The sequence below is a fragment of the Marinobacter pelagius genome (genome assembly GCF_900114925.1).
GTDB lineage: Bacteria > Pseudomonadota > Gammaproteobacteria > Pseudomonadales > Oleiphilaceae > Marinobacter > Marinobacter pelagius.
The window spans coordinates 98,221-123,180 of record NZ_FOUR01000008.1; the positions used below are offsets into that span (position 1 = coordinate 98,221).

General features: G+C 59.6%; 18 protein-coding genes. 15 read left to right on the top strand and 3 right to left on the bottom strand.

Annotated features, from left to right (window positions below; genetic code table 11):
- Positions 1–31: 31 nt before the first annotated feature.
- Positions 32–2,557 (bottom strand): penicillin-binding protein 1A, encoded by a 2,526-nt coding sequence (locus BM254_RS15305; protein WP_092005654.1) that lies wholly within the window; start codon positions 2,555–2,557, stop codon positions 32–34.
- Positions 2,558–2,753: 196 nt separating this feature from the next.
- On the opposite strand from BM254_RS15305, the gene BM254_RS15310 reads away from it, so the two are divergent.
- The 11 genes from BM254_RS15310 to BM254_RS15360 all read left to right on the top strand — a co-directional run bounded on the left by BM254_RS15310 (position 2,754) and on the right by BM254_RS15360 (position 17,315).
- The gene (locus BM254_RS15310; RefSeq protein WP_092005657.1) at positions 2,754–3,818 is read left to right on the top strand and encodes a pilus assembly protein PilM; all 1,065 of its coding nucleotides are present in this window, start codon (positions 2,754–2,756) and stop codon (positions 3,816–3,818) included.
- Positions 3,818–4,381, top strand: a complete 564-nt coding sequence (locus tag BM254_RS15315) for a PilN domain-containing protein (RefSeq protein WP_092005660.1) — start codon at positions 3,818–3,820, stop codon at positions 4,379–4,381. Before BM254_RS15310 ends, BM254_RS15315 begins: the two co-directional genes overlap by 1 nt.
- Positions 4,381–4,992 carry a type IV pilus inner membrane component PilO gene (locus tag BM254_RS15320; RefSeq protein WP_092005663.1) on the top strand — a complete coding sequence of 204 codons (612 nt, stop codon included), beginning with the start codon at positions 4,381–4,383 and terminating at the stop codon, positions 4,990–4,992. Before BM254_RS15315 ends, BM254_RS15320 begins: the two co-directional genes overlap by 1 nt.
- A gap of 2 nt (positions 4,993–4,994) precedes the next feature.
- Positions 4,995–5,543 (top strand): pilus assembly protein PilP, encoded by a 549-nt coding sequence (locus BM254_RS15325; protein WP_092005666.1) that lies wholly within the window; start codon positions 4,995–4,997, stop codon positions 5,541–5,543.
- 65 nt (positions 5,544–5,608) lie between these two features.
- Positions 5,609–7,675: a type IV pilus secretin PilQ gene (locus BM254_RS15330; RefSeq protein ID WP_175497288.1), complete on the top strand. Its 2,067-nt coding sequence runs from the start codon at positions 5,609–5,611 to the stop codon at positions 7,673–7,675.
- Positions 7,676–7,764: 89 nt separating this feature from the next.
- Positions 7,765–8,331, top strand: coding sequence for a shikimate kinase AroK (gene aroK / locus BM254_RS15335; RefSeq protein WP_092005673.1), 567 nt, complete (start codon positions 7,765–7,767; stop codon positions 8,329–8,331).
- On the top strand, positions 8,324–9,418 hold the full coding sequence (aroB, locus tag BM254_RS15340) for a 3-dehydroquinate synthase (RefSeq protein ID WP_092005676.1): 1,095 nt from the start codon (positions 8,324–8,326) through the stop codon (positions 9,416–9,418). Before aroK ends, aroB begins: the two co-directional genes overlap by 8 nt.
- 147 nt (positions 9,419–9,565) lie before the next feature.
- Positions 9,566–14,014: a glutamate synthase large subunit gene (gene gltB / locus BM254_RS15345; RefSeq protein WP_092005679.1), complete on the top strand. Its 4,449-nt coding sequence runs from the start codon at positions 9,566–9,568 to the stop codon at positions 14,012–14,014.
- Positions 14,015–14,092: 78 nt separating this feature from the next.
- Positions 14,093–15,511: an FAD-dependent oxidoreductase gene (locus BM254_RS15350; RefSeq protein WP_092005842.1), complete on the top strand. Its 1,419-nt coding sequence runs from the start codon at positions 14,093–14,095 to the stop codon at positions 15,509–15,511.
- Between the two features lie 200 nt (positions 15,512–15,711).
- Positions 15,712–16,776, top strand: coding sequence for a uroporphyrinogen decarboxylase (hemE, locus tag BM254_RS15355; RefSeq protein WP_092005682.1), 1,065 nt, complete (start codon positions 15,712–15,714; stop codon positions 16,774–16,776).
- A 167-nt stretch (positions 16,777–16,943) separates the two neighbouring features.
- Positions 16,944–17,315 (top strand): PilZ domain-containing protein, encoded by a 372-nt coding sequence (locus tag BM254_RS15360; protein WP_092005684.1) that lies wholly within the window; start codon positions 16,944–16,946, stop codon positions 17,313–17,315.
- Between the two features lie 188 nt (positions 17,316–17,503).
- Here BM254_RS15360 and radA read toward each other — a convergent pair whose 3' ends face one another.
- A complete protein-coding gene (radA, locus tag BM254_RS15365) occupies positions 17,504–18,880 on the bottom strand; it encodes a DNA repair protein RadA (RefSeq protein WP_092005687.1) in 1,377 nt (458 codons plus the stop codon).
- A complete protein-coding gene (gene ettA / locus BM254_RS15370; RefSeq protein WP_092005690.1) occupies positions 18,880–20,541 on the bottom strand; it encodes an energy-dependent translational throttle protein EttA in 1,662 nt (553 codons plus the stop codon). Before ettA ends, radA begins: the two co-directional genes overlap by 1 nt.
- Before the next feature lie 259 nt (positions 20,542–20,800).
- On the opposite strand from ettA, the gene glyA reads away from it, so the two are divergent.
- The 4 genes from glyA (at position 20,801) to ribBA (ending at position 24,935) form a co-directional block, all read left to right on the top strand.
- Positions 20,801–22,054, top strand: coding sequence for a serine hydroxymethyltransferase (glyA, locus tag BM254_RS15375; RefSeq protein WP_092005693.1), 1,254 nt, complete (start codon positions 20,801–20,803; stop codon positions 22,052–22,054).
- 69 nt (positions 22,055–22,123) lie between these two features.
- Positions 22,124–22,642 carry a transcriptional regulator NrdR gene (gene nrdR / locus BM254_RS15380; protein WP_092005696.1) on the top strand — a complete coding sequence of 173 codons (519 nt, stop codon included), beginning with the start codon at positions 22,124–22,126 and terminating at the stop codon, positions 22,640–22,642.
- On the top strand, positions 22,639–23,754 hold the full coding sequence (gene ribD / locus BM254_RS15385; RefSeq protein WP_092005699.1) for a bifunctional diaminohydroxyphosphoribosylaminopyrimidine deaminase/5-amino-6-(5-phosphoribosylamino)uracil reductase RibD: 1,116 nt from the start codon (positions 22,639–22,641) through the stop codon (positions 23,752–23,754). Before nrdR ends, ribD begins: the two co-directional genes overlap by 4 nt.
- 65 nt (positions 23,755–23,819) lie before the next feature.
- Positions 23,820–24,935 (top strand): bifunctional 3,4-dihydroxy-2-butanone-4-phosphate synthase/GTP cyclohydrolase II, encoded by a 1,116-nt coding sequence (ribBA, locus tag BM254_RS15390; protein ID WP_092005702.1) that lies wholly within the window; start codon positions 23,820–23,822, stop codon positions 24,933–24,935.
- Positions 24,936–24,960: the final 25 nt, after the last annotated feature.

Sequence of the window (24,960 nt, forward strand, 5' to 3'; positions counted from 1 at the left end):
CGCCGGTTTTTTTGTGCCTGAAGGAAAGGGGTCAGAACAGTTGGCGGGAGAGGTCACTGCCACCGTTGTCACTGCCGCCACCGTTGCTGTCCTCGGCTGTCAGTGCTGGTGGCGCTTCCTCTTCCTTGAACAGTTCGAATATGCCTTCCTCCCCGGGGCGCGCCCGTTCGCCGGTCTCCGGATTGATGCGCACGTTCACAATGCCGTTCGGGCGTGGCATCACGGCTGGTGGCGCGTCCTTGAGGGCGACCTGCATATAATCGATCCAGATCGGCAGGGCGGTGCTGGCGCCGTACTCGCCGCGGCCCAGAGGCGCCGGCTGGTCGAAGCCTACCCATACGGTGGTGGCAACCTTGTGGTTGAAGCCGGCAAACCAGGTATCCCGCTGCTCGTTCGTGGTTCCGGTCTTGCCGGCGATGTCGCTGCGACCGAGGGCCTGTGCCCGGCGGCCGGTGCCGCGGCGGATCACGTCCTGCATCATCGAGTGCAGGATATAGACAGAGCGCTCGTCGGCAAGCCGCTTCATGAGCCGAATCGATTGGTCATCCCGGGTGTCTGTCAGCCCCTCGCTGGTCAGGTCCTTCGGGTTGGCGTCTGTCAGCGATTCGGGAGTCTCTTCGAGCTCTTCTTTGGCGACCAGGTCGTCGCAGTTGTCCTCGCAAAGGATGGTCTTGGGAGCCTGGTAGACCACCTCGCCGTTCATGTCCCGAATTTCCTCGATGAGGTAGGGTTCCACATCGAAGCCGCCATTGGCGATAACGGCCTGGGCGCGGGCCAGTTGCATGGGGGTGATCAGACCACTGCCGAGCGCCAGAGACAGGTTGTCCGGCATGTTATCGACGGGGATGCGAAGCTGTTCCAGGTTCTCGAGCGTGGTCCTGATGCCGACATCGCGTAACAGCCGGACGGAAACGAGGTTCTTGGAGCTATAAAGTGCCTCTCGAAGCCGGGTCGGACCACCGAAGCGGCCTGACGAGTTTTCCGGTCGCCAGGCGGTTTCCAGTTCTGAGTCCTCGAACACGATCGGCGCATCATTGTAGATGGTCGCCGGAGTCATGCCGTTCTCGAGTGCCGTCAGGTACAGGAATGGCTTGAAGGTGGAGCCGGGCTGGCGATCAGCCTGGGTTGCCCGGTTGTATTTGCTCTGATTGAAGCTGTAGCCACCGGCGAGCGCCTCGATGGCGCCGGTGTCTGCTTTGAGGGAAATCAGTGCGCCCTCAACTCTCGGTACCTGGCTCAGGGCCACCTTGACCGGGGTGATTCGAGGCTCTTCGGAGCCTGTGTCTTCCGGGTCGATCATGGCCGGGTTCTGCAGCTTCACGTAGATCACGTCACCGACCGCAACCACATCGGAAGGCTTCTTGGGCTCGGGTCCGGCCAGGTCCTCGGTTTTGTAGCGTTTGGCCCAGGTCATGGTTTCGAAGGGCATGACGGCTTGCCCTATACCTCTGGCATGGACGAGGGCCTGCTGTTCCTCATCGCTGACTGAGGTGACGATTGCGGGCAGAAGAGACTCGACCCGCGGGTAATTGCTGGCCAGTTCCGCTACGTCGCGTTCCTGCAGCTCTGAAGGTTCAAGCTGGCCGATCGGCCCCCGGTAGCCATGTCGCTGGTCATAGGCTTCCAGTCCGGCACGCAGGGCTTCTGTCGCCGTCTGTTGCTTGTCACCTTCCACCGTCAGGGTGACGGAGTAGCCGTCGGTATAGGCGTCCTCGCCAAATCGGCGCACCATCTCGGCCCGCGCCATTTCCGCAACATAGTCGGCATCCACTTCCGCTTCGGTCGCGTTATAGCTGGCGGTCAGCGGGGCGTTTACTGCCAGGTCATAGGCATCAGCGGTGATGTAGCCCAGTTCCTGCATGCGCCCAAGGATCCAGTTCCGGCGGATCAATGCGCGCTCCGGGTTGGCCAGCGGGTTATAGGCCGAGGGAGCCTTTGGTAGGCCGGCCAGCATGGCCATCTGAGCCAGTGTCAGCTCATTGACAGGTTTGTCGTAGTAAACCTGTGCCGCCGCGGCAATGCCGTAGGCCCGGTTGCCCAGGTAGATCTTGTTCAGGTACAGCTCGAAAATGCGATTCTTGTCCAGCTCACGCTCTATCTGAAGAGCCAGAAGTATCTCATTGAACTTCCGTATAAAGGTCCGATCCCGTGACAAAAAGTAATTTTTTGCAACCTGCATTGTGATGGTACTGCCGCCGGACTGGATTTCACCGGTGGAGACCAATTGCACTGCAGCCCGCATCAGGCCTTTGATATCGACTCCGAAATGTTCATAGAACCGGGCGTCTTCAGCCGCCATGAAGGCTTGTAACTGAATTGTAGGGATCTGTTCGATTGTGATTGGTGCCCTTCTCTTTTCCCCGAATTCTGCTATTAATCTGTGGTCCTTGGAGTAGACCCTCAGCGGCGTCTGGAGTTTGATGTCCAGCAATTGCTCGACGGGGGGTAGCCCGGGACGAAGGTAAAGATAGAAGCCTGACGCTGTAATAACGGCGACACTCAGTCCGGTTAGAAACAGCCAGGCGAAAAGACGAGATGTACGCAACAAATGAGACATTTTTTTCTGACAACTGTTGGATATAGGTCTATCATTTGAGAAATTGCTTTAGGAAGAGTAACTCACTTCGCTGTTAAGCAATGCATCTCAAAAAAGAAGAACAGGCATTGTAGACGGAAAGCAGAAGAAATTCTCTTACATAAAAAACACATAAGTTATTTAACCGGGTGCATGTAACCAGGTATAGGGTGAGCGCGTGTTCGGATTGTTCGGAAAGAAATCCAGTGCAGTGCTGGGCGTGGATGTAAGTTCCAGCTCGGTCAAACTTCTGGAGCTGTCGAAGCAGGGCGGCCGGTACAAGGTTGAAAGCTACGCGGTGGAGCCACTACCGGCCAACGCCGTGGTAGAAAAAAACATCACGGATGTCGAGGCGGTCGGAGAAGTCCTTAAGCGCGTCGCATCCAAGTCCCGTACCAGCCTTAAACAGGTCGCGGTTGCGGTCTCCGGCTCTGCTGTGATCACCAAGCTGATCCAGATGGACGGCGGTCTCAATGAATTCGAGATGGAAGACCAGATCGCCCTGGAGGCAGACCAGTACATTCCTTATCCCCTGGATGAAGTTGCGATCGACTTCGAGGTACAGGGGCCATCAGAATCCAATCCCGATCAGGTTGATGTCTTGCTGGCGGCGTGCCGGAAGGAAAACGTCGATATCCGGGAAGACGCGCTTGAGATTGCCGGCCTTACTACCAAGATCGTCGATGTAGAAGCCTATGCGCTGGAGCGTGCCTACGCCCTGATCGAGCCTCAGCTTGAATCCCAGGGTGAGGAGCTGGTGGTTGCCATCGTCGATATCGGTGCGACCATGACCACGCTGAGCGTGCTTGCTGGCGGGACGACCGTCTATACCCGCGAACAGATTTTTGGTGGCAAGCAGCTGACCGAAGAAATTCAGCGTCGCTACGGCTTGTCCCTTGAGGAGGCCGGTCTGGCCAAGAAGCAGGGCGGCTTGCCTGACGATTATGAATCCGAAGTGCTGACGCCGTTCCGGGAAGCCGTGGTCCAGCAGGTGGCCCGGGCCCTCCAGTTCTTCTTCGGAGCCAGTCAGTATAACGCAGTGGATTATGTCGTACTTGCCGGTGGCACCGCGTCTATCCAGGGCCTGATCGAGATGGTGGAGGAGAAGACCGGAACGCCTGCATTGGTGGCAAACCCCTTTGCCGATATGGCCGTCGGGTCCCGGGTAAACGCATCGGCACTGAGCAATGATGCGCCCTCACTGATGATTGCGTGTGGCCTGGCAATGAGGAGCTTCGACTGATGGCAAAGATTAACCTCAGACCCTGGCGGGAAGAGCTGCGCGCCGAGAAGCAGAAGCAGTTCGTGGTCATGATCCTGGCTGCAGCGATTATTGGCGCCGGTAGTGTGTTCCTCTGGAAAACCGACATGGACAACCGGATTGCCTACCAGCAATCCCGTAACGCCTACATAGAAACAGCGTCCAAGAAACTGGATGCCCAGATCAAGGAAATCGAGAACCTCAAGCGCAAGCGCGACGAGCTGCTGGCGCGGATGCAGGTTATCCAGGATCTCCAGGGCAAGCGTCCGGTGATTGTTCGGGTGTTTGATGAACTGGTAAAAACCCTCCCGGACGGTCTTTTCTACACGGACCTGAAGAAAACCGGCGACAGCATCCAGATTGTCGGTATGGCCGAGTCCAACAGCCGGATTTCCACCCTCATGCGCGATTTCGAGAAGTCAGACTGGTTCGCCGATCCAAACCTCTCCAATGTTGCCGCTGCCGACCAGCGCCGCGCCGGATACAGCCAGTTCAACCTGTCTGTGAAACAGAAAACCCCCGAGCCCGAAGGGGAGGATAAGTAATGAGCCTCGCGGACTCTCTCAAAAGCCTGAATGAATTCGACGTCAATGATCTGGACCTCAACAACGCCGGCATCTGGCCGACACCGGTCAAGATCATTGTTGCCCTGATCGTGTTCGGACTGATCGTCGGCGGCGGTTACTGGTTTTTCGTCAAGGATCAGTATGCCCAGCTCGAACGGGTGCAGAAAACCGAACAGGAATTGCGCAAGAAATACGAAGAGAAAGCCTATCAGGTAGCCAACCTGGATGTGTTCAAGGCGCAAATGGCCGAAATGGAGGAAACCTTTGGCGCGCTGGTGCGTCAGTTGCCCAGTGAAACCGAGGTGCCCGGCCTGCTCGAGGATATCACCAACACCGCTCTTGGCAGCGGGCTGTCGTTGCAGGAAATCAAACTGCAACCGGAGCAGCAGCGTGATTTCTATGCTGAGTTGCCCATCAATATCCGGGTTTCCGGCACCTACCACGAGCTGGCGTCATTTGTGAGCAGTGTTGCAAGTCTCCCGCGGATCGTGACACTGCACGATTTAACCATCAAACCAACAGGCGGAGATGGAGAGCAGCTTGATATGCAGGTTGTCGCTCGTACTTACCGCTACCGGGCTGGAGAGTGAGCATGGCAGCAAAGCATGCAGGTAAGGCCTGGCTGGGAGTGTGTCTGGTGTCCTTGCTGACGGCCTGTACCCAGGAAAGCGGTTTTTCGGATCTGGATCAGTTCATGGCAGAAACCCGGGCCAAGCCCCGAGGGCACGTAGAGCCATTGCCGGAATTCAAGGCGTATGAGGCGTTTACCTATTCGGCAGCGGACCGGCGTGCGCCATTCGAGCCACCGGTGGACGTTCAGCTGACCATGGTCGATGACCAGCCTGTCAGCGACGTCGAGCCGGATCTGGATCGGCCCCGTGAGGTGCTGGAGAACTTTGATCTGAAAGAGCTCAGCATGGTGGGCACGCTTCAGGGGCCGACAGGCAATCTGTTCGCACTTATTCGCGATAACTCCGGTGGTATTCACCGCGTTCGTTCCGGCAATTACATGGGCCAGAATTATGGCCGGATTGTTGGTGTCAGCGAAACCCGCATCGAACTGATTGAAATCGTTCCGAATGGCTCGGGCGGATGGGTCGAGCGTCCTCGTTCCCTGTCTCTGGACGAGGAACAAGGCTAAGGAGCGGCACAATGAAATTTGAAAGAAACATGCACGAACAAAAAGGTTTGGGGTCGAGGCTAGCGATGTTCAAAAAACTCAATGTATACGTCGGCGTGATTGCTTTGGGGTTGTTCTCCGGCCTGGCCAGTGCGGTCACGCTGGAAGACGTGTCGTTTTCCTCGCTGCCGGGAGAACGCCTGGAGGTAACGCTCCAGTTTGACGGGCAACCGCCCGAGCCCTCCGGCTACACTATCGAGCGCCCGGCTCGTATCGCTGTGGATCTGCGTGATACCACCAGCGGTCTGGACAGCCGGAGCATCCCCCTCGGCGGTGGCAATGCCCAGAGCATGACGGTAGTGGAAACGCCCGATCGCACCCGCCTGATTTTCAATCTGGTGGAACTGGTGCCTTACGACACAGTTCGCCGCGACAACTCATTGGTGATGACCATTGGCGGTGAAGGCGCTGCCGAGGCATCTGCCGGTACTAGTGGCTCCGCGGCTCCGGCCACTACGTCTACTCGCACTGCTCCCAATACCCTGGCGGGTGTGGATTTCCGCCGCGGCAAGGATGGCGAGGGGCGTGTCATCATCGATCTCGGTTCCGGCAGCACGCCGGTCGATCTGTCCGAGCTCGGTGGCCGGATCCGCCTGACCATGCCTGAGCTGTCAGTTCCGGAGAACCTGCGCCGTCGCCTGGATGTTACCGATTTCGCGACTCCGGTAACCCGTATCGACACCTACACCGAAGATGGCAATGCTGTCGTCGAGATCCGTCCCGAAGGTAATTACGACTACATCGCTTACCAGTCCGGCAGCGAGTTCACCGTAAGTGTGGAAAAACTGACCGAACAGGAGGCCGAAGCCCGTCGCGAAGAGAAGTTCCCGTACACAGGGGATAAGCTGTCCCTGAACTTCCAGGACATCGAAGTGCGTTCGGTGCTGCAGCTGATCGCGGATTTCACCGGCCTGAACCTGGTAGCCAGTGACACCGTGAGTGGCAGCATCACACTGCGTCTGCAGAACGTACCCTGGGATCAGGCTCTGGACCTGATTCTCAAGACCAAGGGCCTGGACAAGCGCCAGATCGGTAATGTTCTGCTGGTTGCGCCAGCGGATGAAATCGCAGCCCGCGAGAAACTGGAACTTGAAACCACCAAGCAAATTGCCGAGCTGGCGCCGGTTCGCCTCGATATCATCCAGGTCAACTACGCCAAGGCCGCCGATGTCGTCGAGCTGATCAAAGCGGACGAAGAGCTCATTTCGGATCGTGGTTTCGTGTCTTCAGATGTGCGTACCAACACCATCAGCGTGCGTGAGACCTCCCAGAAGCTCGAGGAAATCCGCCGTCTGGTGTCCACCTGGGACGTACCGGTACGCCAGGTGTCCATTGAAGCGCGGATCGTTCGCGCCCAGACCAACGTTGCCGAGAACCTGGGTATTCGCTGGGGTGGCGCGGCTTACGATGTGAGCGGCGACAACGTGTTCACCGTCGGTGGCTCTCAGGGTACCCTGCAGGAGGCCCGTGACGCGGCCTCCGGCACCGACAGCACCATTACCTTCCCGGGTGCGCTGGCTGTGGATCTGGGTGTCAGTGGTGAGGGCGCCTCTTCCTTCGCTATCGGCTGGGGCAGCGACGACTTCCTGGTGGATCTGGAACTGTCGGCCCTGGAAAGTGACGGTCAAGCCGAGGTTGTTTCCCAGCCGCGTGTCGTGACCGCTGATCGCCAGACGGCCTCCATCAAGTCCGGTGAGGAAATTCCTTACCAGGAGGCCTCTTCCAGCGGTGCCACCTCCGTATCCTTCAAGGAAGCGGTGCTGTCCCTGGAAGTGACTCCGCAGATCACGCCGGATGACAAGATCATCATGGATCTGGTGGTGAACCAGGATTCCCGCGGCGAGGTTACTGCCGGTATCCCGTCCATCAACACCAATGAGGTCACCACGCAGGTGCTCGTCGGTAATGGTGAAACCGTGGTTCTGGGCGGTATCTTCCAGTCTGAGGTGGCCACCCAGGTGACCAAGACGCCGTTCCTTGGCGACATTCCCTATCTGGGTCGCCTGTTCAAGCGGACCGAACACATCGACGAGCGTAGCGAGCTGTTGATTTTCATCACGCCGAAAATCATCAAGAACGATTTGCTCCGGTAATCGTTCTGCTGAAGCCAGAAGCCGCCGCGTAAAACCGGCGGCTTTTTTTGTGATATTCTCACCCGCCTGAAACCTGTTGAGCGGAAGTTATGTCTTTGCCCAAACGCATTGTTCTGGTTGGCCCGATGGGCGCCGGGAAAAGTACTATCGGTCGCATGCTGGCCCGTGAGCTGGGTTACCGTTTTCTCGATACCGACCGGATCATCGAAGAGCGGTGCGGTGCCAATATCCCGTGGATTTTTGATGTTGAAGGCGAAGATGGTTTCCGGCAGCGGGAAACTGCCATGCTTGAGGAGTTGTCCGCTGAGCCTCAAACCGTCCTTGCCACGGGCGGGGGGGCGGTAATGCGTCCCGAGAATCATCCTTTGTTGAAGCGGGATTCAATCGTGGTCTACCTCAAGACCTCGATCGATCAACAGGTTGAGCGAACCCGCAAAGACAGGAATCGCCCGCTGTTGCAGAATGATGATCCCGAGGCGGTCTTGCGCCGGTTATTCGAGCTCCGGGATCCGATCTACCGGCAGTTGGCAGACGTTGTCATGTATACGGACCGGAAAAGCCCTCGCCTGGTGGTCCGGCAACTGATCAATCGTATTAACCCGAGAACGCCACGGCATCGGCGCCAGGTGCGTAAGGAAGGTCGCAACCATGTCTGAGATATTCCGGGAGCTCACCGTTGATCTGGGTGAGCGAAGCTATCCGATCATCATCGGTTCAGGGCTGTTGGGTAGCACCGATCTTTCCCCTTACGTCGCCGGCTCCCAAGTCATGATCGTAACCAACGACACCGTGGCTCCCCTTTACCTGGACAAGATCCGCAACAGTTTTCCGGGCAAGCAGGTCGATACCGTCGTGCTTCCGGACGGCGAAAAATTCAAGGACTGGCAAACCCTCAATCAGATTTTCGATGCGCTGCTGGAGCAGCGGCACAGCCGGAAGACCACGCTGGTGGCCCTCGGCGGCGGTGTCATCGGGGATATGGCCGGGTTTGCCGCTGCCTGTTACCAGAGGGGCGTGCCTTTTATCCAGGTGCCTACAACCCTTTTGTCACAGGTTGATTCCTCTGTCGGCGGCAAGACCGGCATCAATCATCCGCTTGGCAAGAACATGATCGGAGCCTTCCATCAGCCGCAGGTGGTGCTGATCGACACCGATACCCTGCAAACCCTGCCACCGCGGGAAGTGTCAGCGGGGCTGGCGGAAGTGATCAAGTACGGCTTGATCCGGGATACAGAGTTTCTTGCCTGGCTCGAAGACAATATGGATGCGCTGGTGGGGCTGGAAGCAGGGGCGCTGGCCGAAGCGATCTATCGCTCCTGTGCCTGCAAGGCGGAGGTCGTGGCTCTTGATGAGAGGGAAGGGGGGCTGCGGGCCATCCTTAACCTGGGCCACACATTTGGTCACGCCATCGAGACATTCGCCGGTTATGGAACCTGGCTCCATGGCGAGGCAGTGGGTACCGGAATGCTCATGGCGGCGGACCTGTCTGTTCGTGAAGGCATGATTTCGCGAACCGATTACGAGCGTACCGCGAATCTCATCATTCGCGCTGGGTTGCCGAGATTACCCCCGGAAACCATGGTGCCGGATGATTTTATGCGTCTGATGGCAGTGGACAAGAAAAACGTGGACGGTCAGTTGCGTTTGGTTTTGCTGAAAGCCATCGGTAATGCAATAGTGACAGCTGGTGCTTCCTCTGGACACCTTTCTGGGACCCTGAGCTCTTTTTGTCAGGAGGCCTGAAAACCGGGAAGAAAAACAAAAAAGTTTGTATACGTAGATCTACGTGTGTAAAATCGCTTCCCCATTTTTTTGGAGTCAGTGCATGTTTTGCACCATTTTGGTGCGTAACTCACTGATTGAAAAGCATTTATACGCGAGAGAACGCTTATGACAACAGGCTTGTATCATCCCGATGAGTTCAGGGACAACTGTGGTTTTGGCCTGATTGCCCATATGAAGGGCGAGGCTAGCCATAAGCTGTTGCAAACGGCCATCGAGTCCCTTACCTGCATGACCCATCGTGGAGGCATTGCCGCCGATGGCAAGACGGGCGATGGTTGTGGCCTGCTTATACAGAGTCCCACGGCCTTCCTTCAAAAAGCTGCTGAAGCGGCGTTTGGCAAAAAACCTGGCAGCTTGTTTGCAGTTGGCCAGGTTTTTTTAGCTCAGGAGGAAAGCAAGGCTGCCGCGGGCCGTGCGGCGCTTGAAAAGCGCCTGACAGAGCAGGGGCTGGAAGTGATGGGCTGGCGGGAAGTGCCCGTTGATGACAGCTGCCTTGGCCCCATGGCACTGGATTGCCTGCCCCGAATCGAGCAGGTTTTCGTGGTGCCGGCGGGAAAGGCCGAGAAAGAGTTCGCAATCAGTCTGTTTATCGGCCGGCGCCACGCCGAGAGCGATATGGCTGATGATTCAGAGTTCTATATCTGCAGCCTTTCGCACCGCACCCTGGCCTACAAGGGCCTGATGATGCCGGCGGATCTGGCGAACTTCTACAAGGATCTGGGTGATCCGGACCTGCAGACCGCCATTTGTGTGTTCCACCAGCGCTTTTCTACCAACACCATGCCCCGGTGGCCGCTGGCACAGCCCTTCCGCTACCTGGCCCACAACGGTGAAATCAACACCATCGATGGCAACCGGAACTGGGCGATTGCCCGGGCGGCCAAGTTCAGCTCGCCGGAACTGCCGGATCTGCAGACTCTGCAGCCCCTGGTTAACCTGACCGGCTCCGACTCCTCCAGCATGGACAATATGCTGGAAGTACTGCTGGCCGGTGGCGTCGACCTGTTCCGTGCGGTGCGCATGATGATTCCGCCCGCCTGGCAGAATGTGGACACCATGGATTCCGAGCTGCGGGCGTTCTATGAGTACAACTCCATGCACATGGAGCCCTGGGACGGTCCGGCGGGTCTGGTTATGTCCGATGGCCGTTACGCTGTGTGTATGCTCGACCGCAACGGCCTGCGTCCGGCGCGTTGGGTCATTACCAAGGATGATTTCATCACCCTGGCTTCCGAGATTGGCACCTACAGTTATGAGCCGGATGATGTGGTCGCCAAGGGTCGGGTCGGTCCGGGCCAGATGCTGGCGATCGATACCGAGTCCGGTGAAGTGTTGCACACCAGGGACATCGATCAGCGCCTGAAGACCGCACAGCCTTACAAACGCTGGCTGCGTGAAAACGCACTGCGCATTGAAACCACGCTCAACCAGGACACCCCGGAATTCAAATTGATGGATCCCGACGAGCTCCTGGTACACCAGAAGATGTTCAATATCTCCTTTGAAGAGCGTGACCAGGTGCTGCGCCCGCTGGCCGAAAATGGTCAGGAGGCCGTGGGCTCCATGGGTGATGACACCCCCATGGCCGTGCTTTCCAGCAAAGTGCGCCATGTGGCGGATTATTTCCGCCAGAAGTTTGCCCAGGTGACCAATCCGCCGATTGACCCGCTGCGTGAATCCATCGTCATGTCCCTCGAGACCTGTCTTGGGGCAGAGCGGAATGTTTTCGAGGAAACCGCGGAGCACGCGGACCGGATCATTTTGACGACGCCGGTGTTGTCTCCGGCCAAGTACCTTCGCATCAGCAATAACGACCGTCCCGGTTTCGAGGTGGCACGGATTCCCATGAGCTACTGGCCGGAACTGGGCCTGGAGCAGGCGATTCGTGATGTCTGCGATCGCGCGGAGCAGGCGGTACGTGACGGCAAGGTCCTGCTGATCCTGACTGACAAGGATCTGAAAGAAGGCGAGTTGCCGGTGAATGCCCTGATGGCCACTGGTGCAGTCCATCATCACCTGGTCCGCAAGGGTCTTCGTTGTGATTCCAATATCATTGTTGAAACCGGCTGGGCTCGGGATCCGCACCACTTTGCCGTGCTGTTCGGCTTCGGTGCCACCGCGGTTTATCCATACCTTTCCTACCAGGTGCTGAACGACCTGATCCGCACCGGTGAGGTGCTGATTGATCCGATCGAGGCCAAGAACAACTACCGCAAGGGTATCAACAAGGGGCTGCTGAAGATCCTGTCCAAGATGGGTATCTCAACCATCACGTCCTATCGTGGTGCCCAGTTGTTCGAGGCTATTGGTCTGGCGGATGACGTCGTGGATCTGTGCTTCAAGGGCGTACCCAGTCGTATCCAGGGTGCGGGCTTCATCGATTTCCAGGAAGACCAGGAGAAGCTGGCTTCCGTTGCCTGGAAGGCCCGCAAGCCGCTCTCCCAGGGCGGCCTGCTAAAGTATGTTCACGGCCAGGAGTACCATGCCTTCAATCCGGATGTGGTCGGCAAGCTGCAGGAAGCGGTAACCAGCGGCGATTACGGCCATTACAAGGAATATGCTGGCCTGGTCAACGAGCGCCCGGTGGCAACTCTTAGGGACCTGCTTGGCTTCCGAAAGGATCTCAAGCCCATTGATATCTCCGAAGTGGAGCCGGTGGAGAACATCTTCCCGCGTTTCGATTCCGCAGCCATGTCCCTCGGGGCCCTGTCTCCGGAGGCACACGAAGCTCTTGCCGTAGCCATGAACACCCTGGGTGGGCGCTCCAACTCTGGAGAGGGCGGTGAAGATCCGGCCCGTTACGGCACCGAGAAGCGTTCCAAGATCAAGCAGGTGGCGTCTGGCCGCTTTGGTGTGACTGCCGAATACCTGCGTAGCGCCGATGTCATGCAGATCAAGGTGGCCCAGGGCGCCAAGCCCGGTGAGGGCGGCCAGCTGCCGGGCGGCAAGGTCAACGACCTGATTGCCCGCCTGCGGTACTCCGTGCCCGGTGTCACCCTGATCTCGCCGCCGCCGCATCACGACATCTACTCCATCGAGGACCTGGCGCAGCTGATCTTTGACCTTAAACAGGTCAATCCGCAGGCGCTGGTTTCCGTGAAGCTGGTTTCCGAACCCGGCGTCGGCACAATCGCGGCCGGTGTGGCCAAGGCCTACGCCGACCTGATTACCGTCTCCGGCTACGACGGCGGTACCGCGGCCAGTCCGCTGACCTCCATCCGTTATGCCGGCTCCCCCTGGGAGCTGGGCCTGACCGAGACCCAGCAGGCCCTGCGCGCGAATGACCTGCGTGGCAAGATCCGCCTGCAGACTGACGGCGGTATCAAGACTGGCCTGGACGTGGTCAAAGGCGCCATTCTCGGTGCCGAGAGCTTCGGCTTCGGTACCACTCCAATGGTGGCGCTGGGCTGCAAGTACCTGCGGATCTGTCACCTGAACAACTGTGCCACCGGTGTTGCCACCCAGAATGACCACCTGCGTGAAGAGCACTTCAAGGGCACGGTGGAAATGGCGATGAACTTCTTCCGCTTCGTGGCGGAAGAGACCCGGGAATGGATGGCCAGACTCGGCGTTCGCAGCCTGGAAGAGCTGGTGGGCCGCGTGGACCTGCTGGAGCGTCTGCCGGGTGATACCGAGCGCCAGAAGAAGCTGGACCTGACCCGCCTGCTGGAGAACGACAGCATTCCGGCGGACAAGCCCCAGACCTGCCAGGTTGAGCGGAACGAGCCGTTCGACCGGGGTACCCTGGCCGAGCAGATGGTGAAGGATACGGCGACCGCCATCGAGAACAAGTCCGGTGGAGCCTGGTCCTATAGGGTTACCAACTGTGACCGTTCCATCGGCGCCCGCCTGTCCGGCGAGATTGCCGAGCGGCATGGTAACCAGGGCATGGTGGACGCTCCGATTACCCTGGATCTTACTGGCACTGCCGGCCAGAGTTTCGGTGTCTGGAACGTGGGTGGTCTGAACCTGATCCTCGAAGGTGATGCCAACGATTACGTAGGTAAGGGCATGACCGGTGGCAAGCTGGTCATCAAGCCACCCCGCAACAGCGGTTTCAAGAGCCAGGAAACCTCCATCATGGGCAACACCTGTCTGTACGGTGCCACCGGTGGCAAACTGTTTGCAGCGGGTACTGCCGGTGAGCGTTTCGCGGTCCGTAACTCCGGTGCCCACGCGGTGGTCGAGGGTGCCGGTGATCACTGCTGTGAATACATGACCGGCGGCCTGGTAACGGTACTCGGTAACACCGGGCATAACTTCGGTGCCGGCATGACCGGTGGTTTTGCCTACGTACTGGACCAGCACAATGCCTTCGTGGACAAGTACAACCACGAACTGGTAGAGATCCAGCGTATTTCCAGCGAGGAAATGGAGTCCTACCGCAACCACTTGCGCGGTGTTATCCGTGAGCATATCGCGGAGACCGGCAGTGAGTGGGCGGAGCACATTCTTGAGAATTTCGACGACTACATCGGCCGTTTCTGGCTGGTCAAGCCCAAGGCGGCGAGTCTGCGCAGCCTGCTGGCCAGCACCCGGGCGCGCCCGGAGTAACCGCCCGGTTCGAAGAGGTTTGGGGGTGTACGGCGGGTCCGGCACCCCGGTCGAAATTGAGCTGATGAGAGCATCATGATGAAAGAACGACTGAGTAACGACTTCCAGTTTGTCGAAGTTGGGCGGATCGACCCCAAGAAGGTTCCGGCCAAAAAGCGGAAGAAAGAGTTTGGCGAAATCTACCACCCGTTCACGGCGGACAACGCCGCCTCCCAAGCCCATCGTTGCCTGGCCTGCGGTAACCCGTACTGTGAATGGAAGTGCCCGGTACACAACTACATCCCGAACTGGCTGAAGCTGGTTTCCGAGGGTAACATCATGAAGGCGGTGGAGTTGTGCCACCAGACCAACTCGCTGCCGGAAGTGTGTGGCCGGGTGTGCCCGCAGGACCGTTTGTGCGAGGGTGCCTGTACTCTCAACGACGGTTTCGGGGCGGTGACCATTGGTTCCGTGGAGAAATACATCACCGATACCGCCTTTGCCCTGGGCTGGAAACCCGATATGTCCCGGGTGAAGTGGACCGACAAGAAGGTTGCGGTGATCGGCGCCGGTCCTGCCGGACTGGGTTGTGCGGACATCCTCGTCCGTAACGGCGTCAAGCCGGTGGTGTTCGATCGCTACCCGGAAATTGGTGGCCTGCTGACCTTCGGTATCCCCGAATTCAAGCTCGAGAAGTCCGTGATGTCCCGTCGCCGGGAAGTCTTCCAGGAAATGGGCGTGGAATTCCGCCTGGCCACCGAAGTGGGCAAGGACGTGCAGCTCAAGGACATCATCGATGAATTCGATGCCGTGTTCATGGGTATGGGCACCTACACCTACATGAAGGGTGGTTTCCCGGGCGAGAACCTGCCGGGTGTTTACGATGCCCTGCCGTTCCTGGTCTCCAACGTGAACCGCCGCCTCGGTTTCGAGAAGGATCCGGCGGACTTCATCGACATGAAGGGCAAGCGAGTTGTCGTGCTCGGTGGTGGTGACACCGCCATGGATTGTAACCGCACCTCCATCCGTCAGCAGGCGGAGAGCGTGACCTGCGCCTATCGCCGGGACGAAGCCAACATGCCTGGCTCCCGCCGCGAGGTGGCCAACGCCAAGGAAGAGGGCGTGAAGTTCCTGTTCAACCGTCAGCCCATCGCGATTATTGGTGAAGATCGTGTGGAAGGCGTGAAAGTGGTCCAGACCCAGCTCGGCGAGCCGGATGAGAATGGCCGTCGCCGCCCGGAAGTGGTTCCCGGCAGTGAGGAAGTCATTCCGGCTGACGCGGTCCTCGTCGCCTTCGGCTTCCGCCCGAGCCCGGCGGACTGGTTCGATGAGCAGAAGATCGACACCGACGACTCCGGCCGCGTGGCCGCACCGGAACAGGCCGAGTTTGCCTTCCAGACCAGCAACCCGAAGATCTTCGCCGGCGGCGACATGGTCCGCGGTTCCGACCTGGTGGTCACCGCCATCTGGGAAGGGCGCCAGGCAGCTGAGGGCATCCTCGACTACCTGGACGTCTGAGGCGTTAGCCCAAGGGGTCTGAAGAAAGCCTTCTTCTGACCCCGAGTTAGCGACAAGCCCCGAAACCAGAGTCCAAGACGGGGTCAGAAGAAAGCTTTCTTCAGACCCCTCGTTCTGCCCCCTTGTTCACGCCTTCCCAATTCCCCCAAACCGCGTATCATTGCACCCCAGAAAATTTGATACCCAGGCCAGGAGTTCCCATGACCGAGCTGAAAAATGACCGTTTCCTGCGTGCCCTGATGCGCCAGCCCGTAGACCGTACCCCGGTGTGGATGATGCGCCAGGCCGGCCGCTATCTGCCGGAGTACCGTGCCACCCGGGCCAAGGCCGGTGATTTTCTCAGTCTGTGCAAGAACACCGAGCTGGCTTGTGAGGTCACTCTGCAGCCCCTGGAGCGCTTCCCGCTGGATGCCGCCATTCTGTTCTCCGACATCCTGACCATTCCGGATGCACTCGGACTGGGGCTGTATTTCGAGACCGGTGAAGGGCCCAAGTTCAAGCACACCATCCGTTCGGCGGCGGATGTGGATGCGCTGCCGGCGATGAACCCGGAAGTGGACCTGGACTACGTCATGAACGCCGTGTCCACGATTCGCTCTGCGCTCGGCGGGCGGGTACCGCTGATCGGGTTTTCGGGAAGCCCCTGGACCCTGGCGACCTACATGATCGAGGGAGGCTCATCGAAGGATTTCCGCGAGGCCAAGAAGCTCATGTATGGCCAGCCGGAGGTGATGCATCGTCTGCTGGATCATCTGGCGAACGCCGTGATTGACTACCTCAACGGTCAGATCAAGGCCGGCGCCCAGGCGGTGCAGATCTTTGACACCTGGGGTGGCGTGCTGAGCAGCTGGGCTTACGAGGAATTCTCCCTCCGTTACATGAAGAAGATTGTCGACGGCCTGATTCGTGAGAGTGAAGGCCGGCGGGTGCCGGTGATCCTGTTCACCAAGAATGGTGGCCAGTGGCTGGAAACCATTGCCGATTCCGGTTGTGATGCTGTGGGCCTGGACTGGACCACCGATATCGGCAACGCCCGGGCCCGGATTGGTGACCGCGTTGCCCTGCAGGGCAATATGGACCCGGCCATGCTGTATGCCCCGAAAGAGCGTATCCGTCAGGAAGTGGCGGACATCCTGCGCCGCTATGGTTCCGGTCCCGGCCATATCTTCAACCTTGGTCATGGTATTACGCCGGATGTGGATCCGGAGCATGCCGGTGCCTTTATCGAGGCGGTTGTTGAGCTGAGTCCGGAATATCACCGGTAAGAGCCTGACTGTCTGGTCATAGAAAAAGGGGGCAGATGAAAGCTTTCATCTGACCCCATGTTCACCCCGTCAAACCAGGCCGAACTCCCCCATTTCCCCCTGATTACTGGCCGGTTTATCCTGTCCGGACTATGGTCATATAAAAAACCGACAACAGGAGCAACCGCTTGTCCGCACACGTCCAAGACAAACGCCGTTTTCAGCGCATCGAATTCGACGCGCCCTGTGAGCTGCACTGGCAGGATAACGTCTGGCGCACCGAGGTTCTGGATATCTCCATGAGGGGAGTACTGGTGAAGCGGCCGGAAGGCTGGTCAGCGCCGCTCCGGCAGCCCTGCGAGGTGGTGATTCACCTGGACGATCACTCGGCCGCCATCGTCATGGCGGTGGAGCTGAAGCATGTGGATGAGCAGCGGCTGGGGTTCAGCTGTCAGTACATTGACCTGGAGAGCGCCACCCACCTCAAGCGCCTGGTGGAATTGAATCTTGGGGATCCGGCGCTGCTGCAGCGGGAATTCGCCAGGTTGGTGGATAAGTAAAAACGTGGCCCAAAAACGGGGTCAGATGAAAGCTTTAATCTGACCCCACCCTCATGCACCAAAGCTTGGACACCTAACTCAGGGGTCTGATGAAAACCTTCATCTGACCCCATCTTCAAGTCACATCCCAGCTTTGAAATCTAACTCCGGGGTCAGAAGAAGGCTTTCTTCTGACCCCTGCTTCACACCTAAAACTCCTCCAAAGCTGCCAACGCATCACTCAGCTTGGCCACCGGCACCACCTTCATCCCCTCAACCGGCTTGCGCGGCACATTGGCCTTGGGTACCAGCGCCCGGGTGAAACCATGCTTGGCCGCCTCGTAAATCCGTTCCTGCCCGCTGGGCACCGGCCGAATCTCGCCGGAGAGCCCGACCTCCCCGAAGATCACCAGATCCTGGGGCAGGGCGCGGTCGCGGAAGGAGGAGACAATGGCTGCCAGAAGCGCCAGGTCGGCACTGGTCTCGTTGACCTTAACGCCGCCCACCACGTTGACGAATACATCCTGATCCGACACATGCATGCCTCCGTGCCGATGGAGCACAGCCAACAACATGGCCAGCCGGTTCTGATCCAGGCCCACCGCAACCCTTCGGGGATAGCCGCCCTGGGCCATGTCCACCAGTGCCTGAATTTCCACCAGCATCGGCCGGGTGCCTTCCCAGACCACCATGACCACACTGCCGGGCGCGGCCTCCTCGCCCCGGTTCAGGAAGATGGCGCTGGGGTTCTTCACCTCTTTCAGGCCCTGTTCGAGCATGGCGAACACGCCCAGCTCGTTCACCGCGCCGAAGCGGTTCTTGATTCCGCGCAGGGTGCGATACCGGCTGTCGCTGGAGCCTTCCAGCAGGATCGAGCAGTCAATCATGTGCTCGAGAACCTTGGGGCCTGCCAGGCTGCCGTCCTTGGTGACGTGCCCCACGAGGAACAGGATGGTGCCGGTCTGCTTGGCAAAGCGGGTCAGGAATGCGGCGCTCTCCCGGACCTGTGACACCGAGCCCGGGGCCGACTCGATGTCGGCAACATGCATGACCTGGATACTGTCCACCACCAGGATTTTCGGCTTTTCCGCCTCGGCCACCTGCATGACCCGCTCGACGCTGGTTTCCGACAGCATCTTCAGATCCCGGGTGGGTAGGCCCAGGCGCTTGGCACGCATGGCTACCTGCTGCAGGGATTCCTCGCCGGTGACGTAGAGCGCTGGAACGCTCTCGGCCAGGTGACAGACCGCCTGCAGCAGCAAGGTACTCTTGCCGGCGCCGGGGTGGCCGCCCATGAGTACCGCCGAGCCCTCCACCAGGCCGCCGCCAAGGACCCGATCAAACTCCTGCATGCCGGAGCTGATGCGAGGCTGCTCGGCCAGGCTGACCTCGTCCAGGCTCTGGACCTCCGACAGGCTGCCGGCAAAACCCTCGAACCGGGCGCCCCGGGCTCCCTTGGCATTGCTGCTCACGCCGCGCACTTCGCTGATGGTGTTCCAGGCCTGGCACGCGGTGCACTGGCCCTGCCACTTTGAATAGTCGGCGCCGCACTCGGTGCAGACGTAGGCGGTTTTTGCTTTGGCCATTACGCCAACTTCTTGTACTTCATCCGCTTGGGCTGCATCGCGGAATCGCCCTTGCGCTTCTTGAAGTCCTCGTCGTACTCGCTGAAGTTGCCTTCGAAGTAGACCACCTCACCATCATCCTCGAAGGCGAGGATATGGGTGGCCACCCGGTCCAGGAACCAGCGGTCGTGCGAGATAACCAGGGCGGAGCCCGGGAAGTTCAGCAGGGCTTCTTCCAGGGCGCGGAGGGTTTCCACGTCCAGGTCGTTGGTGGGCTCGTCCAGCAGCAGCACGTTGCCGCCCTGTTTCAGCAGCTTGGCCAGGTGCAGGCGGTTACGCTCACCACCGGACAGGTCGCCGACCCGCTTCTGCTGGTCGCTGCCCTTGAAGTTGAAGCGGCCCACATAGGCGCGGGACGGGGTTTCGTAGTTACCGACCTTGATGATGTCCTGGCCGTCGGAGAGCTCTTCCCAGACGGTCTTGCTGCCGTCCAGGTCACGCATCTGGTCGACGTAGGCGATGTCCACTGTCTCACCGAGAGTAATGTCGCCGGAATCGGGTTTGTCAGAACCCGCAATCATCTTGAACAGCGTGGACTTACCGGCACCGTTACCACCGATAATGCCGACAATGGCTCCCGGCGGAACGCTGAAGGAGACATCTTCGTACAGCAGGCGGTCGCCGAAGGACTTGCTGATGCCCTCCACCTCGATCACCTTGTTGCCCAGCCGTGGTCCGGGCGGAATGTACAGCTCGTTGGTCTCGTTGCGCTTCTGGAATTCCTGGGAGCTCATCTCCTCGAAGCGGGCCAGACGGGCCTTGCTCTTGGACTGGCGGCCCTTGGCATTACTGCGGACCCACTCCAGCTCCTGCTTGATGGCCTTCTGGTGGGAAGCCTCCTGCTTGGCTTCCATCTCCAGACGCTTCTCCTTGTTCTCCAGCCACTGGCTGTAGTTGCCCTCGAACGGGATGCCGTGGCCACGGTCCAGTTCCAGGATCCAGCCTGCAACGTTATCCAGGAAATAGCGGTCGTGGGTGATGGCAACCACGGTGCCTTCGTAGTCGTGCAGGAAGCGCTCCAGCCAGGCGACCGATTCGGCATCCAGGTGGTTGGTGGGCTCGTCCAGCAGCAGCATGTTCGGGCCGGACAGCAACAGGCGGCACAGGGCCACGCGGCGGCGCTCACCACCGGAAAGAACGCTCACTTTCTGATCCCAGGGCGGGAGACGCAACGCATCGGCGGCGACTTCCATCTTGCGCTCGATGTCGTGGCCGTCGGTGGCCTGGATGTAAGCCTCCAGTTCGCCCTGTTTCTTGGCCAGGGCGTCGAAGTCGGCATCCGGCTCGGCATAGGCGGCGTACACCTGGTCCAGTTCCGCCAGGGCGTCATGGACGCCGGAAACCGCTTCATCGACGATTTCCTTGACGGTCTTGTCTTCGTCCAGCTCCGGCTCCTGGGGCAGGTAGCCGACGTTGATGCCCGGCTGGGGGCGGGCTTCGCCGATGTAATCCTGATCCACGCCGGCCATAATACGCAGCAGGGTGGATTTACCGGCACCGTTCAGACCCAGTACGCCGATCTTGGCGCCCGGGAAGAAGCTCAGGGAGATGTCCTTGAGGATTTCACGCTTGGGCGGAACCACCTTGCCCACGCGGTTCATGGTGTATACGTACTGGGCCATAACTGGCTGTGTCCTCTGTTAAATTCGGAGGTAATAAAAAGCAACGTGCAGATTAGCCACGTAAGGTAGCGAAACAGGCCCGCTATGGCAATTGACGGAAAACCGAAGATTGCGATGTGACGGTATCTGCGGACGGTTTAAAGGATGATTTTTCACCCGATTTCAAGATAGAATAGCGGCCCAATTTTTCCGGGCCACCGGCGTTTTGTCTTCTCGGGCAGGGCGCCGGGCCAGCAAAGCACACAGAGGCAGCACATCCATGTTTAATCGTGATATGAAAATCGCCGGCTACGACGACGAACTCTGGACCGCGATGGAAGAGGAGCGCAAGCGTCAGGAAGCGCACATCGAGCTGATCGCATCCGAGAACTATACCAGCCCGCGGGTGATGGAAGCCCAAGGCAGTGTGCTGACCAACAAATACGCTGAAGGCTATCCCGGCAAGCGCTACTACGGTGGCTGCGAGTTTGTCGACAAGGCCGAGGTGCTGGCCATCGAGCGTGCAAAAGAGCTGTTCGGTGCCGCCTACGCCAACGTGCAGCCGCACTCCGGCTCCCAGGCCAACTCCGCAGTGTTTATGGCCCTGCTCAAGCCGGGCGATACCGTGCTGGGAATGAGCCTGGCTCACGGTGGTCACCTGACCCACGGTGCCAGCGTCAACTTCTCCGGCAAGATCTACAACGCCGTTCAGTACGGTATCAACAACGAAACCGGCCTGATCGACTACGACGAAGTCGAGAAACTGGCCGTCGAGCACAAGCCGAAGATGATCATCGCCGGCTTCTCTGCCTACTCCCAGGAGCTGGATTTTGCCCGCTTCCGCGCCATCGCGGACAAGGTCGGTGCCTACCTGTTCGTGGACATGGCCCACGTGGCCGGTCTGGTTGCCGCTGGTGTTTACCCGGACCCGGTACCCCACGCCCACGTGGTGGCAACTACTACCCACAAGACCCTGCGCGGTCCCCGTGGTGGCCTGATCCTCGCCTGTGACGACGAAGACCTGCAGAAGAAGCTGAACTCTGCCGTATTCCCGGGCGGCCAGGGTGGCCCGCTGATGCACGTGATTGCCGCCAAGGCCGTGTGCTTCAAGGAAGCCATGAGTGACGAGTTCAAGGCCTACCAGCAGCAGGTGGTCAAGAACGCCGCTGCCATGGCCGAGGTGTTTATCGAGCGTGGCTATGACGTGGTGTCCGGTGGTACCAAAAACCACCTGTTCCTGGTCAGCCTGATCAAGCAGGACATCACCGGTAAGGACGCGGATGCGGCCCTGGGCCGTGCCCATATCACCGTCAACAAGAACGCGGTCCCGAACGATCCGCGTTCCCCGTTCGTCACTTCCGGTCTGCGGATCGGCACCCCGGCCGTGACCACCCGTGGTTTCGGTGAGTCCGAGTGCCGTGATCTGGCCGGCTGGATGTGCGACATCCTCGACAATCTGGAAGACGAGGCCGTCAACGCCCGGGTGCGCGAGCAGGTCGAAGCCCTGTGTGCCCGCTTCCCGGTCTACGGCTAAACTTCAGGCAAGACCCCGCCGGACCGGTCAACTGATTGCCGGTCCGGCTCCTCTCCGGAGTTCCCGATTATGCATTGTCCTTTCTGTGGTGAAGCAGATACCAAGGTGATTGACTCTCGGCTGGTGGCCGAGGGGGATCAGGTGCGCCGCCGCAGGGAGTGCCTGTCCTGCCATGAGCGCTTCACAACCTTTGAAACCGCGGAGCTGGTCATGCCCCGCGTGGTCAAGCAGGACGGCACCCGTCAGCCCTTTGACGAGGACAAGTTGCGGGCCGGACTCATGAAGGCGCTGGAGAAGCGCCCGGTCAGTATCGAGGAGATTGATGCGGCCCTGAACCGGATCAAGTACCGCCTGCGGGCCACCGGCGAGCGGGAAGTGAAGTCCATGCAGCTGGGCGAAGAAGTGATGACCGAGCTGCGTCAGCTGGACAAGGTGGCCTATGTCCGCTTTGCCTCGGTCTACCGGAGTTTTCAGGACATCAACGAGTTCAAGGAAGAGATCGAGCGGTTGTCTGCCAACAACGGCGAGAATGCCGTGGACGTGGCCAAGGCACTGGCGGACAACCATTCCCGGAAAGGCAAGTCATGATCGACGTCCGTGACAGGGCGATGATGGCCCGCGCCGTCCAGCTGGCCTGGCGGGGGCGTTACTCCACCCACCCGAACCCGCGCGTTGGCTGTGTCATTGCCCAGGGTGACCGTATCGTGGGTGAGGGCTGGCACGAGCGTGCCGGCGAGGCCCACGCCGAGATCCGGGCACTGAGCCAGGCCGGTGCCGAGGCACGGGATGCAACGGCTTACGTGACCCTGGAGCCGTGCAGTCACTTCGGCCGGACGCCACCCTGTGCCCGTGCGCTGATTGAAGCGGGGGTAACCCGGGTATTTGCGGCGACCAAGGATCCCAACCCGTCGGTTTCCGGGCGCGGTCTGGACATGCTCCGGGAGGCCGGTATCAAGGTGATTGAGGGTTTGCTGGCGGATGAAGCCGTCCGGTTGAATCCGGGCTTCATGAAACGAATGAATACCGGTCGCCCCTGGGTGCGCCTGAAGATGGCGGCCAGTCTCGACGGCCGAACTGCCATGGCCTCTGGCGAGAGCCAGTGGATCACCGGCCCGGAGTCAAGGCGTGATGTCCAGCGCCTGCGGGCCATGAGCGATGCCATCCTGACCGGTGTCGGTACGGTGCTGGCGGATGATCCTTCCATGACCGTGCGTCGGGAGGAATTGGGCGACATCGGTGATGCCACCGAGCCCTCGCGTCAGCCGCTTCGGGTGATCGCGGACCGGGATGCCCGTACACCGCCTTCGGCCACCATCCTGCGGGGTGGCAATGTCCAGCTGTTTTGCGCCTCGTCGGCCCTGCCGTCAGCGCCGGCCCAGGATCTCGCGGCACTGGGGATCAGCCTTACCGGTGTGGCTTGGAAGGACAACGGTGTGGACGTGGCCGAGCTGCTGGATTCCCTGGGCGAACTGGGGATCAACGAGCTGCTGGTGGAGGCCGGGCCGACCCTGGCCGGAACGTTCATCAGCGAAAACCTGGTGGATGAACTCTGGCTTTACCAGGCACCGGTATTTCTCGGTAGTACCGGGCGACCGACGGCAAACCTGCCACTGGAAACGATGGCGGACAAGGTACAATGGAACGTACTGGACAGGCGCCAGGTTGGAGAGGATCAGCGCCTGATCCTGGCTCCACGCTAATTCACTAAATTCATGGCCCGGGCAGGGTGGATGTCTGCCGGGAAGCCAAAAGGGTGCGACACCGTATGGCACTGAACAGCATTGAAGAAATCATCGAAGATATCCGTCAGGGCAAGATGGTCATCCTGATGGATGATGAGGACCGGGAAAACGAGGGTGACCTGGTGATGGCGGCCGAGCACTGCACGCCGGAAGCCATCAACTTCATGGCCCGGTTCGGCCGTGGCCTGATCTGTATGCCCATGACCCGGGATCGCTGCGAGCAGCTGGGCCTGCCCCTCATGGTGCAGCAGAATGCTTCCGGGTTCGGTACCAAGTTCACCCTGTCTATTGAAGCCCGGGAAGGTGTGACCACCGGCATTTCCGCTGCCGATCGCGCCCGTACCGTGCAGGCTGCGGTGGCGCGGAACGCCAAGGCGTCGGACCTGGTCCAGCCGGGACATATTTTTCCGCTCATGTCCGATCCCGGTGGTGTGCTCAGCCGTGCCGGCCACACCGAAGCCTCCTGTGACCTGGCCGCGCTGGCCGGATGCGAGCCGGCCGGTGTGATCTGCGAGATCATGAACGACGACGGCTCCATGGCCCGCCGGGAAGATCTGGAGCGCTTCGCTGAGGAGCACGATCTCAAGATCGGCACCATCGCCGACCTGATCCATTACCGCACCATGAACGAGCGGACCATCGAGTGCGTTGAGGAAAACGAGCTCGATACCGAATACGGTGTGTTCAACCTGCGCACCTACCGGGACAACATCCAGGGTGCCACTCACCTGGCCATGGTCATGGGGGATATCACCCCGGAAGAGCCGGCCTTTGTTCGGGTCCACATTACTGACACCCTGCGTGACCTGCTGGGTGCGCGCCGGAAGGACTCCCGGAGCTGGCCGTTGCACCATGCCCTGGAGAAGGTCGCCAGTGAGGGCCGTGGTGTCGTGGTACTGCTCAACAGTGCGGAAGACAGTTACAACCTCGAGGACCGGATTCACGAGTTCTTCGACGAAGGCCAGAAATCTGCCGGCAAGGGCAGTTCCGGCGTGTATTTTACCGTGGGAACCGGGTCGCAGATCCTGCGTGACATCGGCGTTGGCAAAATGCGCCTGCTGAGCCCGCCCATCAAGTTTTCTGCCATTTCCGGCTTTGATCTGGAAGTGGTGGAGTACGTTCCCTACACCCCCGAATGAGAAACCCGGCCGTCCAACAGCCTGG

What these genes read in the sequence shown, in the direction of transcription:
- BM254_RS15305 (WP_092005654.1), bottom strand. Translation starts at nt 2,557, where the DNA reads ATGTCTCATTTGTTGCGTACATCTCGTCTTTTCGCCTGGCTGTTTCTA.
- BM254_RS15315 (WP_092005660.1), top strand. Translation starts at nt 3,818, where the DNA reads ATGGCAAAGATTAACCTCAGACCCTGGCGGGAAGAGCTGCGCGCCGAG.
- BM254_RS15320 (WP_092005663.1), top strand. Translation starts at nt 4,381, where the DNA reads ATGAGCCTCGCGGACTCTCTCAAAAGCCTGAATGAATTCGACGTCAAT.
- BM254_RS15325 (WP_092005666.1), top strand. Translation starts at nt 4,995, where the DNA reads ATGGCAGCAAAGCATGCAGGTAAGGCCTGGCTGGGAGTGTGTCTGGTG.
- BM254_RS15330 (WP_175497288.1), top strand. Translation starts at nt 5,609, where the DNA reads ATGTTCAAAAAACTCAATGTATACGTCGGCGTGATTGCTTTGGGGTTG.
- aroK (WP_092005673.1), top strand. Translation starts at nt 7,765, where the DNA reads ATGTCTTTGCCCAAACGCATTGTTCTGGTTGGCCCGATGGGCGCCGGG.
- aroB (WP_092005676.1), top strand. Translation starts at nt 8,324, where the DNA reads ATGTCTGAGATATTCCGGGAGCTCACCGTTGATCTGGGTGAGCGAAGC.
- gltB (WP_092005679.1), top strand. Translation starts at nt 9,566, where the DNA reads ATGACAACAGGCTTGTATCATCCCGATGAGTTCAGGGACAACTGTGGT.
- BM254_RS15350 (WP_092005842.1), top strand. Translation starts at nt 14,093, where the DNA reads ATGAAAGAACGACTGAGTAACGACTTCCAGTTTGTCGAAGTTGGGCGG.
- hemE (WP_092005682.1), top strand. Translation starts at nt 15,712, where the DNA reads ATGACCGAGCTGAAAAATGACCGTTTCCTGCGTGCCCTGATGCGCCAG.
- radA (WP_092005687.1), bottom strand. Translation starts at nt 18,880, where the DNA reads ATGGCCAAAGCAAAAACCGCCTACGTCTGCACCGAGTGCGGCGCCGAC.
- ettA (WP_092005690.1), bottom strand. Translation starts at nt 20,541, where the DNA reads ATGGCCCAGTACGTATACACCATGAACCGCGTGGGCAAGGTGGTTCCG.
- glyA (WP_092005693.1), top strand. Translation starts at nt 20,801, where the DNA reads ATGTTTAATCGTGATATGAAAATCGCCGGCTACGACGACGAACTCTGG.
- nrdR (WP_092005696.1), top strand. Translation starts at nt 22,124, where the DNA reads ATGCATTGTCCTTTCTGTGGTGAAGCAGATACCAAGGTGATTGACTCT.
- ribD (WP_092005699.1), top strand. Translation starts at nt 22,639, where the DNA reads ATGATCGACGTCCGTGACAGGGCGATGATGGCCCGCGCCGTCCAGCTG.
- ribBA (WP_092005702.1), top strand. Translation starts at nt 23,820, where the DNA reads ATGGCACTGAACAGCATTGAAGAAATCATCGAAGATATCCGTCAGGGC.